The organism is Pseudomonas svalbardensis (assembly GCF_030053115.1).
GTDB classification, from domain to species: Bacteria; Pseudomonadota; Gammaproteobacteria; order Pseudomonadales; family Pseudomonadaceae; genus Aquipseudomonas; species Aquipseudomonas svalbardensis.
Window position 1 is genome coordinate 2,592,665 of the sequence record NZ_CP125619.1, and the last position, 13,996, is coordinate 2,606,660.

A 13,996-nucleotide genomic window follows, 5' to 3' on the forward strand; every position below is an offset into this window, starting at 1 on the left:
CGTGAGCGGCGCACTCCGAAGTCAAATTCAGGTCGAGGTCGGGGCTCACTTCTTCGGCCCCAGGCGTTTGAGCAGGGTGTCGAGGGTCGCCTGGTTCATGCCTTTGGCCAGCGGGAAGTCCGACGGCATCAGCGTCCCGGCCTGCGGGTCGAGGCAATGCCCGACCAGTGCTTGCAGGTGTTCCAACAGGCGAGCGGGCAAGCGGCTGTCGGCGACCGGGGTGACGCTGTGCCATTCGACACGCAGCACACCGTCTTCCAGCCAGGCCACCACTTCACGGCCGTGGGTCACCCGGTTGGCCAACGCCACTTCCGGCGGTGGGGTCAAGGTGCTGGCGCGCAACCAGCCCTGTGGCGTTTGCTCATGCCCCAGGTAGTTGAACAACACATCGCCACGGCCCGACGGCAACTCGCCGCGCTGACGCAGCAACCCATGGCCGAGGCCCTGACCCGGCACGGCGCGCAAGGCTTCCTTGGCGTTGCGCACCCGATCGCCGGGGGGGCCGCTTGCGTTCACTCGCAGCGGGAACAGGGTGGTGAACCAACCGACGGTGCGGCTGACATCCAGGCCTTCGAACGGCGCATCACGACCATGACGCTCCAGATCGACCACGATGTCGGCGCGGCTTTCGGCTTCCGCCAAGGTGGCGGCGAGGGCGGCGATCAGCAGTTCTTCCGGCTGTGTGCGGTAGGCGGCGTGGGACTCGGTCAGCCATTGATGAGTGCGTGCGGTGTCCCAACGGGCGGACAGCGTCTGCCGCTCGGCAACCGTGGCCACCGGCGCACTGTTCGCAGTGGTCTGGGCGCTCCAGTAGCGCTGTTCGGTGCTGACCTTGCCGCCATGAGCTTGCATATGCTCGGCCCATTGACGGTAGGACGTGGTTTTCGCCGGCAGACTCGGGTTATCGCCACGCTCCAGCCCTTGATACAGCTGCTGGAAATCTTCCAGTAGCGGCGTCCAGGACACTGCGTCGACGACCAAGTGATGCGCGACCAGATACAAACGTTGCGGCTCGCCTTCGAGCAACGCAGCGGCGAACAGCGGACCGTGTTGCAGATCCAGGCTTTGCGCGACTTGCTGCAGTTGCTCAGGGTGTTCGCAGCAGCTCAATTGAGCGGGCGATACCTGTGCGATGTGCGCCTGCCATTGCCCGTCAACCTCGGTGAAGCGCAGGCGCAAGGCGTCGTGGTGGGCGACCATTCGGTCCAGCGTTGCTTGCACCAGGGCCGGCTGTAGACGCCGGTCGCTGTCGGCCAGCACCGATTGGTTCCAGTGCGCGGCCTGCGGTTGTTGTTGGTCGAAGAACCATTGATGCAACGGCATCAGCGGCATCGCACCGGTCACATCGCCTTGTTCGGCCAGCGTCAGCAACGGACTGGCCACTTGAGCCAATGCCGCCGGGGTCGGCGAGCGGAACAGGTCTTTTGGCGTGAGCGAATAACCCTGTTCACGCAGTCGCGAGATCAGTTTCAGACCGAGAATCGAGTCACCGCCCAGGGCGAAGAAGCTGTCCGAAGTCCCGACTTCACGGCCACCGGTCAAGGCTTCGCCAAGCAGTTCACCGAACAACTGGCAGAGCAGGGCTTCCAGTTCGTTGCGCGGTGCGACGTGGTCTTCCTGAGTCTGCGACAGTGGCCGGTTGGCCAAGGCCTTGCGGTCGATCTTGCCGTTGGTGGTCAGGGGCAGGGCCGACACTTCGACCCACACCGCCGGCACCATGTACGCCGGCAGCTGGTTTTTGAGTTGGGCGGTGAGCAGCGCGCTCAGCTCCGATTGCGCGGCGCTGCTGCTGTAGAACGCCACCAAGCGGTTGTCGATCACCAGGGTGCAGGCTCCGGTGATACCAGGCTGGTTCAACAGCGCTGCATCGATTTCCCCCAGTTCGATCCGCTGACCGCGCAGCTTCACCTGATGGTCGAGACGGCCGAGGTACTCGATGTTGCCATCGGCGAGGAAACGGCAACGGTCACCGGTGCGGTACAGGCGATCACCGTCGATGAACGGGCTGGCGAGGAAACGTTCCTCGGTCAGGTCCGCACGTTTCAGGTAACCGCGAGCCACGCCGACCCCGCCGATGTACAGCTCGCCGATACTGCCTATTGGCAGAGGTTGTTGCGCCTCGTCGAGGATGTACAAACGCAGGTTGGCGATCGGTTTGCCAATCGGCACGATCACGTCGTCCACCGAACAGTGCCATACCGAGACGTCGATGGCCGCTTCGGTCGGGCCATAGAGGTTGACCAGTGCCGCCGGGTGTTGGCTCATGAAGCGCCGCACCAGATCCACCGGCAGCGCTTCGCCGCTGGCGAACACCTGACGCAGGCTGTGGCAGTTGACCAGGCTCGGTTCTTCGACAAAGGCTCGCAGCATCGACGGCACGAAGTGCAGGGTGGTGACCTGCTCTTGCTGGATCAATTGGCTGAGGTACGCCGGGTCACGATGGCCGTCCGGGCGAGCGACCACCAGCGTGGCGCCGGTGATCAACGGCCAGAAGAATTCCCACACCGACACGTCGAAGCTGTACGGGGTTTTCTGCAACACGCGGTCGTTCGGGCCAATCGGGAAGGCGTCCTGCATCCAGTGCAGACGGTTCATCAAGGCGCCGTGTTCGTTCATCACGCCTTTCGGTTGACCGGTGGAACCGGAGGTGTAGAGCACGTAGGCCAGATCGCTCGGGCTGACGCTGATCGGGTCACCGATTTCGGTCTGTGGTAAAGCATCCAGCGTCCAGGCGTTGTGCCCGACCGGCAGACGCGACAGCCACTGCGCTTGAGTCAACGTAACTTGAGCGTCAGCGTCTTCAATGAGAAACGCCAACCGCGTAGCCGGCAATTCCGGATCCAGCGGCAACCACGCCGCGCCAGCATGCACGATGCCGAGCAAGGCCACGACCATTTCCACGGAGCGCTCCATGCACACCGGCACGATGGCGCCGCTGCCAATACCGGCCGCACGCAAGGCTTTGGCGACGGTTTGTGCGCGTTGATCCAGTTCGGCATAACTCAGGCGCTGGCCTTCGAACACCAGCGCCGGGGCGTTGGGGCTGAGGGCCGCTTGCTGGGTCAGGGCCGTGTGCAAATTGGTCGGGCCGCTGTAATGACGTTCGGTCGCGTTCCAGCGATCCAGTTGTTGCTGATCTTGTTGCTGCGGGAACAACTCGACCAGCGTCCGGGCCGGCGTCGCCACCAGTGCGTCCAGCAGCGCACACCATTGCGCGCTCCAGCGCTGCATCGTCAATTCGTCAAACAGCGCCGCCTGGTATTCCAGCGCGAGGATCATGTCGCTGCCATCGTCCTGGACTTCCCAGCTCTGTTCGAACTTGGCGTCGATCACCGGCAGCGTCTGCTCTTCGATGTTCAGGCCCGGCCATTGGCTGCTGTCCATGCGGCCGTGGTTGAGGGAGAACATCACCTGGAACAGCGGTGTGCGGTTCAGGTCGCGACGCTGGGCCACGGCGCCGACCAATGTGGCGAACGGCAGGTCGGCATGGGCCTGGGCTGCGCGCAAATCGGCTTCAAGGCTGGCCAGCAACTGCTCGGCCGGGGCCTGTTGATCGACTTCACTGCGAATCACCAACGTATTCACCAGACACGCAAGCAGTGCCTGGGTTTGCGGCTGATCGCGCTGATCGGCCGGGGTGCCGAGGCGAATTTCACGCTGACCGCTATAGCGCGCGAGCAAGGCACTCAAGGCAGTGGCCAGAACGACATAGGTGGTGCTGCCGCGTTGGCGGGCGAACTGACGGATCGCTTCCGCCCGCTGAGCGCCGAGGCTGACTGTCAGCAGTTGGGCGCGACGATCCGCTTCGGCACCGCGTGGATGGTCCAGGGGCAGATCGAGTTGGTAGTCGTCCTGGCCGAGGTGATTTTTCCAGTAATCCAGGCTGTCATTGCGCCGAACCTGTGTGTCCGGGTGCTGCTGCCACAGGGCGAAATCAACATAGTCGACGTCCAGCGCGGTCCAGGCAGGCGACTGCCCGTTAAGGCCGGCGCTGTAGGCCTGGGCCAGTTCGTCGATCAGCAACTGCATCGCCCAACCGTCGGTGGCGCTGTGATGCAGACACACCAGCAACAGGCTTTCGTCGCTGCCTTGACGTTGCAACAGGTGTGCACGCCAAGGTGCGGCGGTGGCAAGGTCGAACGGTGCCATCAGCTCGTTCTGAGCATCGGCGCACGCGGCCGCCCAGTCTTGTGTGGTGACCGAAGTGACCGCGAGCGCCGGGCCCTGATTGTCGATCAGCAACTGCGGCTCGCCTTCAACTTCGATGATGCGGCTGCGCAGCACCAGATGGCGCTCGCTGACTTGCTCGAATGCCTCGCGCAAGGCCTGAACCTGAAGCTCGCCATGCAAGGTCAGGGCGAACGGCATGTGATATTCGCGCGAATCCGGCACCAGACGGCTGAGCATCCAGAACCGCTGCTGCGCCAGGCCCAGCGGCAACTGTGCCGGACGCGGTTGGGCGGTGATCAGTTCGCCCGGCATCGCCGCGCGCAGATGACCGGCCAGCGCCGCCACCGTCGGCTGGGCGAACACCAGCGCCAGCGGCAGGCTGGCACCGAGGCGTTCACGAACCCGGGCGACCAGTCGCGTGGCCAGCAAGGAGTGGCCGCCGAGGTGGAAGAAATGATCGTCGATCCCCACCAACGGGCATTCCAGCACTTCGCTGAACAACTCGCACAGCACGGTTTCAGTGGTGTTGCGCGGCGCTCTGCGTGGCTGGTCGCTTTTGGTTTGCGGCAATGGCAGGGCGGCCAGCGCCTTGCGATCGAGTTTGCCGTTGCTGTTGAGCGGCAAGCTGTCGAGTTGCACCAACAGGCTTGGCAGCATGTGCGACGGCAAGTTGTCGCTCAATGCCGTACGCAGCGATGCTTCTTCGGCGTCACCGCACCAGAAACTCACCAGACGCTGATCAAGCAACAGTGTGGCAGCGTCGCGAACGCCGGACTGTGCCAGCAGTTCAGCGTCGATTTCCCCCAGTTCGATCCGTTGGCCACGCAGCTTCACCTGATGGTCGAGACGGCCGAGGTACTCGATGTTGCCATCGGCGAGGAAACGGCAACGGTCACCGGTGCGGTACAGGCGATCACCGTCGATGAACGGGCTGGCGAGGAAACGTTCCTCGGTCAGGTCCGCACGTTTCAGGTAACCGCGAGCCACGCCGACCCCGCCGATGTACAGCTCGCCGATACTGCCTATTGGCAGAGGTTGTTGCGCCTCGTCGAGGATGTACAAACGCAGGTTGGCGATCGGTTTGCCAATCGGCACGATCACGTCGTCCACCGAACAGTGCCATACCGAGACGTCGATGGCCGCTTCGGTCGGGCCATAGAGGTTGACCAGTGCCGCCGGGTGTTGGCTCATGAAGCGCCGCACCAGATCCACCGGCAGCGCTTCGCCGCTGGCGAACACCTGACGCAGGCTGTGGCAGTTGACCAGGCTCGGTTCTTCGACAAAGGCTCGCAGCATCGACGGCACGAAGTGCAGGGTGGTGACCTGCTCTTGCTGGATCAATTGGCTGAGGTACGCCGGGTCACGATGGCCGTCCGGGCGAGCGACCACCAGCGTGGCGCCGGTGATCAACGGCCAGAAGAATTCCCACACCGACACGTCGAAGCTGTACGGGGTTTTCTGCAACACGCGGTCGTTCGGGCCAATCGGGAAGGCGTCCTGCATCCAGTGCAGACGGTTCATCAAGGCGCCGTGTTCGTTCATCACGCCTTTCGGTTGACCGGTGGAACCGGAGGTGTAGAGCACGTAGGCCAGATCGCTCGGGCTGACGCTGATCGGTTCTCCGCTTTCTGCTTTTGGCAACGTATCCAGCGTCCAGGCGTTGTGCCCGACCGGCAGGCGCGACAGCCACTGCGCTTGGGTCAAGGTGACCTGAGCATCAGCGTCCTCAATGAGAAACGCCAACCGCGTAGCCGGCAATTCCGGATCCAGCGGCAACCACGCGGCGCCGGCATGCACGATGCCGAGCAAGGCCACCACCATTTCCACGGAGCGCTCCATGCACACCGGAACGATGGCGCCGCTACCAATACCGGCAGCGCGCAAGGCTTTGGCGACGGTTTGCGCGCGTTGATCGAGTTCGGCGTAACTCAGGCGCTGGCCTTCGAACACCAGCGCTGGAGCGTTGGGGCTGAGGGCCGCTTGCTGGGTCAGGGCCGTGTGCAGGTTGGTCGGGCCGCTGTAATGACGTTCGGTCGCGTTCCACTCGACCAATTGGCGTTGACGCTCTGGCACCGTCAACGGTGACCAGTCGCCAAGGCGGGCCTGGGGAGCATCGAGCATGGTTTCGAGCAATTGTTGCCATTGCGCCAACCAACGTCGGGCCGTGGTTTCGCTGAACAGCGCGGCACGGTATTCGAGCAACACCGACAGCACCTCGCCGTCATGCACTTCCCAGTTCAGATCGAACTTGGTCGCCTGAGCGGTTACCGCTCGTTCGCGGACCTGCAATTGTGGCCAGTGACTGGCCGAAGTGTCGGTGTTCTGCATCACGAACAACACCTGGAACAACGGCGTCTGAGCGAGGCTACGCTCCGGCGACAGGTGTTCGACGACCTGGTCGAACGGCACGTCCTGATGCTGTTGCGCGTCCAGCACGTTATTGCGCACCTGGCTCAACAACCCTTCGAAATTCAGCGCTGGGTCGAGGTCGGCGCGCATCACCAGAGTGTTAACGAAGCAACCGATCAGCGGTTGCAGTTCGGCCAGCGGACGCTGGGCGACCGGGCTGCCGATCCGCACGTCGCGTTGGTTGGCGTAACGTCCCAACAACAACTGCGCCGCACTGAGCATCAACATGTACAGGGTGGCGCCGCGTTGCTGGGCGAACTGGCGCAAGCGTCCCACCAGTTCTGACGGCAGTTGCAGTTGTACCGCGCCGGCAACCGGGTCGAGCTGGTTTGGCCGCCCTTGTTCGGTGGGCAGGTCCAACAGGTAATTGCCGTCTTCCAGTTGCGTGCGCCAGTAATCGAGTTGACTGCGGAACAACGCCTGCTGCCCTGATTCACGCTGCCACAGCGCGTAATCCGGGTATTGCAGCGCCAGATTCGGCAATGCGGCGACAGAGCTTTGGCATTGCGCGGTATAGAGCTGTGCCAGTTCATTCAGCAGGTTCTGGCTGGAGGCATCGTCGGTGGCGCAGTGATGCACGGTCAGTAACAGCAACGCCTGGGTGCGGCCGCTGCGTTGTATCAGCGTGGCGCGGATTGGCACTTGAGTGGCAAGGTCGAAACGCTGCCCGGTTTCGGCGTGGATGGCCTCATCGGTCAGCTGTTGCCAGGTGTCGTCAGTCGCCGCATCCAGCGCTGCCACGCGCAAGATGAGGTTGACCTGCGGTTCGATGATCAGCCCCAACTCGCCATCGGTCTCACGCACGATGCGGCTGCGCAGGATTTCGTGGCGTTGAACCACGCTGTTCAAGGCGGATTGCAAGGCCTGGGTGTTCAGCTCGCCGTCGAACTGCACGGCGCTGACCACGTTGTATTCGCCACCGCCAGCACTCAATTGTTCGAGGAACCACAAGCGTTGCTGTTCGAACGACAACGGCAAACGGGCGGGACGTGCCACCGGGACGAAGGTCGCCGCTGGCGCTTGCAGCGGCTCACCCAACAGGGCGGCCAGTGCATCGAGGGTTGGGTGTTCAAACACCGCACGCAGCGGCGGAACCGTGGTGAACTGTTGGCGCAATCGGGCAAACAGCACCGCTGCCAGCAGCGAATGACCGCCGAGGTAGAAGAAGTGACTGTCGCGGCCGATCTGGGTCAGCGGCACGTTCAGCAGCTCGGACCACAGGGCGGCGAGTTGCTGTTCGGCGACAGTACGCGGTGGGTCCTGGGCGTCGGGTTCAGCCTGAATGTCCGGGGCAGGCAGGGCCTTGCGGTTGAGTTTGCCGTTGTCGGTCAGCGGCAACTCATCGAGCAGCACAAACGCTGACGGCACCATGTAGTCGGGCAGGGCGGCGCCGATGGTTTTGCGCCAGGCGTTGATGTCGGCCTGCTGATCGCAGGTGACATACGCCACCAGGCGCTTGTCGCCGGGCACGTCTTCACGGGCCAATACCACCGCCTGACGGACGCCCGGTTGGGCGCCGATCAGCGCTTCGATTTCACCCAGTTCGACACGGAAACCACGGATTTTCACCTGATGGTCCATGCGCCCCAGGTATTCGAGTTGGCCGTCAGGGAGCCAGCGCACCAGGTCACCGGACTTGTACATCCGCGCACCCGCCAGCGGCGAGAACGGGTCGTCGATGAACACCTTCGCGGTCTGTTCGGTGCGATTGAGGTAGCCCAGGGTCACGCCGGCACCGCCGATGTGCAGTTCCCCCGGTACGCCGACCGGCATCGGATTGAGGAAGGCATCGAGTACGTACGTGCGCACGTTGGCGATTGGCCGCCCGATGATCGGACGCTGCGGGAAATCGTCGACGGCGCAACCGGTCGCATCAACCGTGCATTCGGTCGGACCGTAGGTGTTGAAGAAGCGGCTGCCGGCAATCGATGGCAGACGCTGCCAAAGCTGCGCATCCACCGCGTCGCCACCGAACAGCACGAAGCGCGGCAGATACACTTCGCCCCGACGCACGCCATCACTTTCGAGCAGAGCCTTGAGCTGCGCCGGGGTGCATTCGAAGGCTTCCAGGCGGGTTTCGCGGAAAAACTGCGCCAGGGCCTCAGGGTCGTAGCGCACGTCTTCCGGAGTCAGGTACAGGCTGTGGCCGTCGAGCAGCAAGATGAGCTCGGCCACCGAACTGTCGAAGGCAAACGAGTAGTTGAAACTGGTGCGCATCGGCTGATCGGTATAGCGGCGATACAAGCCATGGATGCGCGCCCAGGCGAGGTTGACCACCGAGCCGTTGGTGACCAGAGTGCCCTTGGGCTTACCGGTCGAGCCGGAGGTGTACATGATGTAGGCCAGGTCATCGGGACCGGCGAGTGGGGTGAGGTTGCTGTCCGGTTGATCGGCGAACAGGGCGGCGTCGCTGTCCAGCCGCAGACGCGGCAGTTCGGCGCCCAACTGTTCCATCAAGCCTTGCTGGCCGAGGAACAACGCCGGTTGCGCGTCTTCGAGCATGTACGCCAGACGATCGACCGGATAGGTCGGGTCCAGCGGCACGTAGGCACCACCCGCTTTGAGAATGCCCAGCAAACCGATCAACAACTCCAGCGACCGCTCGACACACAGCGCCACCGGACGATTGGCGACCACACCGCGACTGCGCAGGTAATGCGCCACCTGGTTGGCCCGGCGGTTCAGTTCGGCGTAGCTCAGGCTGCGACCTTCGAAACACAGCGCATCGCGCTCAGGCGTGCGCTCGGCCTGCTGTTCAAACAGCTGGGCGAAGGTCAGATGCTGTGGCACCTCCATCTCGGTGCGGTTCCACTCGACCACGGTGCGCTGCCATTCCGTGGCCATCAGCAGTGGCAGGGCAGCCACCGGGCGTTGCGGCTCGGCGAGCATTTGCTCGAGCAAGTGCTCCAGGCGGGCGAGGGTCTGGCGGGCGCTGTCGGCGGCGAACAGGTCCAGGGCGAACATCAACTCCAGTTGAATCGGCGCATTGGCCGGGCACAGCACGTGCAAATCCAGATCGCATTCGGAGTGCTTGAGCGGGGTGTCCAGGGCCTCGAAGTCCAGTCCCGGGAAACGCAGCCGCGACTCCATGGCCAATTGCTGCGCGACCATCACTTGATACAGCGGAGCATGGCTGAGGCTGCGTGGCAGTTGCAGGCTGTCGACCAATTGCTCGAATGGCAGGTCTTGATGCTGCAAGCCTTCGCGCAAGCGCTTGGCCACCTGACCCACCAGCGCGGTGAAATCTGCTTGTGGTTCAAAGTCGGCACGGATCGCCAGGTTGTTCAGCAAAATGCCGAGCAGGCCTTCGGTGCCCGGTTGTTCGCGGTGCGTGACCGGGGTGCCGATCAGCACCGTGGTGTCGCCACTCAAACGGTGCATCAGCACCGCGAAGCCGGCGAACAACACGGTGAACGGCGTGGTGCCCAGGCGACTGGCGAAGGCTTGCACCCGGCCACTGAGTTCGGCACTGAGTTCACGCTGTACGATCCCGGCGCGGTAAGTTTGCATCGACGGCCGTGGATGGTCGGTCGGCAGTGCCAGCAATGGGCTGCCTTCGCTGTTGCGTCGATCCAGCGTGGTGGTCCAGTAATCGAGCTGGCGCTTGAACTCGGCACCTTGCAGGTGTTCCCGTTGCCACAGGGCGAAGTCGGCGTATTGCACCGGCAAGGCCGGCAGTTCGGCGGGCGCGCCGTTGCAACGGGCTTCGTAACCCAGGGTCAGCTCGCGCAGTGCGATGGTCGCCGACCACGCGTCCGAGACCAGGTGATGCAGGGCGATACCCAGCACGTGTTCACCCGGCGCCACACGTAGCAGACGCGCCCGCAGCAACGGCGGTGAAGTCAGGTCGAACGGTTGCTCAAAGGTTTCTTGCAGGGCATTGAACTGCGCACCTTCACGAGCCGTCGCGCCCAGGCCCGACAAATCATCGAACGGCAATGCAATGTTCAGCGATTCGCTGATGTGCTGGCTGGGCACGCCATCGGTGCTGCGGATGCCGGTACGCAGGATTTCATGACGCACCAGCAAGTCATTCAGGCTGGCGTGCAGCGCTTCGACGTTGAGTTCACCTTTGAGGTGCAGGGCGAACGGGATGTTGAACAGCGTCGTGCCCGGCGTCAGTTGCTCGATGAACCACAGGCGCTGTTGCGAGAATGACAACGGCAGTAGTGCCGGACGTACCTGGGCCTTTGGCACGCTGATTGCGACGGCTTGTGGTGCGGCGGCGTCTGCCTGGCGCGCGGCGATGGCGACGGCCAGCAGCGCTACCGTCGGTTGTTCGAACAGCACCCGCAACGGCAGGTCGAGTTTGAAATGGCTGCGCAGGCGCGCGACGATCTGAGTGGCCAGCAGCGAGTGGCCGCCGAGGGTGAAGAAGTTGTCTTCCACGCCAACGGTGTCGCGACCCAGTACCTCAGCCCAGATTTTCGCCACAGCGGCTTCCAGCTCATTTCGCGGTGCGATGCTTTCCTGGGTGTTGGCCTGCCAGCTCAGTTCCTGGGCGGCCAGTGCCTTGCGATCGACCTTGCCGTTGTTGTTCAGCGGCAAGCGCTCCAGGCACACGAACGCGGCCGGCACCATGTAAGGCGGCAGTTGTGCGCGCAGGTGTTCGGTTAGCCCGTCGTTGCCCAAAGTATCGTCATGGGCCGACCAGTAGGCCACCAGCCAGGCTTCGCCAACGCTGTTTTCGCGCAGCAGCACGGCGGCTTCGCGCACGTTCGGGTGCTGGGCCAGACGGTGTTCGATTTCGGTCAGTTCGATCCGGTGGCCACGCAATTTCACCTGCTGGTCGCGGCGGCCGAGGTATTCGATCACGCCATCGGCACGCCAGCGCCCGAGGTCGCCGGTGCGGTACAGGCGACCTTCTAGCTGAGGATGGTCGATGAACGCATCAGCGGTGCGCTGCGGATCGTGCAGGTAGCCGCGGCCGACGCCGACGCCCCCTACACAGATTTCCCCAGCTACACCAATTGGCACCGGCCGCAACGCTTCATCCAGCACGTACAAGCGGTTGTTGGCGGTCGGCTGGCCGATGGGCATATGGCTGACGTTAGCGTCCGGTGCTTCGAAGATCGGCTGGAAGGCCACGTCATCGGCGCATTCGGCCGGGCCGTAGGCGTTCATCAGTGCGATGTCGGGGAAACGTGCAAACCAGTCCCGGGCCACGGTCGGCGGCAGCGCTTCACCAGTAGGCAGCACCCAGCGCAGGTCGGGCAGTTGCAGATCGCACGGGCAAAGCGCAAGCAGTGTGCGCATCAGGCTCGGGACGATTTCCAGCACACTGAGGCGTTCGCTGGCGATCACTTGCAGCAGGCGTTGTGGGTCATGCGCCACGTCGTCCGGCAGGATGTGCACCGTGGCGCCCAGTACTGGCGCGGCAAGGAACTGCCACACGGAAATGTCGAACGCCACCGAAGCGGTCTGTGGAATCCGGTCGTCGGCGTTCAGCCCCAGGGCCGGCACTTTGCCGAAGATGTTATTGAGCATGCCGCGTTGTTCGATCATCACGCCTTTGGGCGTACCGGTCGAACCCGAGGTGAACAGTACGTAGGCCAGGCTGTCCGGACCGCCGAGCAGCGGCAGCGGCGAATCGTTGCCGGACTTCCAGCAGGCTTCGGCGAGCAGGGCGTCTGGCGCCTGATCGAGGCCGCTGAGCAATTGATCGAGCAGGCCGCCGCAGTCTTCGCTGGCCACCAGCAACGGTGCGCGGGACAGGCTGAGGATTTCCCGCAGGCGCTCCGGCGGGTGATTGACTTCAAGCGGCAGCATCGCTGCGCCGGCCTTGAACACGGCAATCATCATGGTCAACAGCGCCAGGCCACGGGGAGCAACCAGCGCGACCAATTGATCTTCACCGGCGCCGGCGTCGCGCAAGGCGTGCGCCAGGCGCGTGGATCGCTGATCCAGTTCGGCGTAGGTCAGGGATTCACCGTCGCAGATCGCGGCAATCTGCCCGCCGCGTTGGGCGACCTGCGCGGCAAACAGCTCGGCGTAACTTTGATCCTGAGGGAAGTCGTGCGGGTTGACGGCCCACTCGCCCAACAGTTGCTGACGCTCATCAAAGGCCAGCAGTTCGAAACTGCCCAACAACGCGTTCGGTGCGGCAAGCATGCCGCGCACCAGACTGGCGATGTGGCCGAGCAAGCGCTGCACGGTCGGCGCCTCGAAACGTTCGCGGTCGAAGGACACACGAATGCCCAGTTGCTCGCCGGGCAGGATCACCACGGTCAAACCGTAGTGGGTGTGCACGCTGTGATCCATGCCTTCGAGGCTGAACTGGAAACCGCCTTCCAGAATCTGCTCGTCGATCGGGGCGTTTTCGAACACCAGGATGCTGTCGAACAGGGTTTCGCCCCGGGGGAAATCGCTCCAGCCCTGAATGTCGGTCAAGGGCGTGTGTTCAAAGTCGCGCATGTCGACGTTCAGCCCTTGCAGCGCACTCAGCCAACTGCCGAGCGACGCCTGCGGGTCCACCGAAACCCGCAGCGGCAGGGTGTTGATGAACAGGCCGATCATCTCCGCCACGCCGGTCAGTTCCGCCGGACGACCGGCCACGGTGACGCCGAACAGCACGTCCCGTTGGCCGCTGTAGCGCGACAGCAGCAACGACCAGACCCCCTGGAAAAACGTGTTTGGGGTGATCCGGCGGCTACGGCAGAACGCCGCCAGTGCCTGGGTTTCCGGCTCGGTCAAGTGAATCAGTTGATCGTCCACCAGCACCGCATCGGTGTAGCGGTCGCGGGCCACGCCGTTGTTCACGGTCAGCGGCGTGGGCGCATTGAGGCCTTGCAACTGGCCGCGCCAGAACTGCTCGGCCTTGCCCGCATCCTGGCGCTGCAACCACTGAATGTAATCGCGAAACGGCCGCGGGCTCTTGAGCTCCGGGGTCCGGTCGTTGCACAGCGCTTCGTAGACTTTGAGGAAGTCCACGGTTACCAGAGAAATGCACCAGGCGTCCATTAGGATGTGGTGGAAGCTGCGAATGAACTCGTAGGATTCATCGGCCAGTCGCACCAGACGGAAGCGAATCAGCGGCGGCTTCGACAGGTTGAAACCGACTTTCTGCTCGTCTTCCAGCAACGTGCGGATCCGCGCTTCCTGTTCGTGTGGGGCGAGCCCACGCAGGTCAAGGGTGTCCAGCGGCACCTTGACCTCGCGATGGATCACTTGCACCGGTTGCTTCTGGGTTTTCCACTGGAAACTGGCGCGCAGGGAAGGGTGCAGCGCCACCACCTGGCGCCAGGATTCAAGGAACGCAACTTCATCAATGGCACCGCCGATGCGGTAGCGATCCTGCATCAGGTACACGCCGGAATCTTCGTGCAGCAGGGAGTGGAACAGCATCCCTTGCTGCAACGGCGACAGCGGGTAGATGTCTTCAATCGGATTGGCGGTGGTTTTTTCGGTGGTCATTGAA

The 13,996-nt window shown here is 63.5% G+C and carries 1 protein-coding gene; it reads right to left on the reverse strand.

Annotated features, from left to right (window positions below; translation table 11 throughout):
* Nucleotides 1-45: 45 nt before the first annotated feature.
* Entirely contained in the window at nt 46-13,992 is a 13,947-nt protein-coding gene (locus QFX16_RS11910; RefSeq protein ID WP_283184057.1) for a non-ribosomal peptide synthase/polyketide synthase, read from the reverse strand.
* Nucleotides 13,993-13,996: the final 4 nt, after the last annotated feature.

Excerpts from the sequence above, each read along its gene's own strand:
- QFX16_RS11910 (WP_283184057.1), bottom strand. The coding sequence starts at position 13,992 with ATGACCACCGAAAAAACCACCGCCAATCCGATTGAAGACATCTACCCG.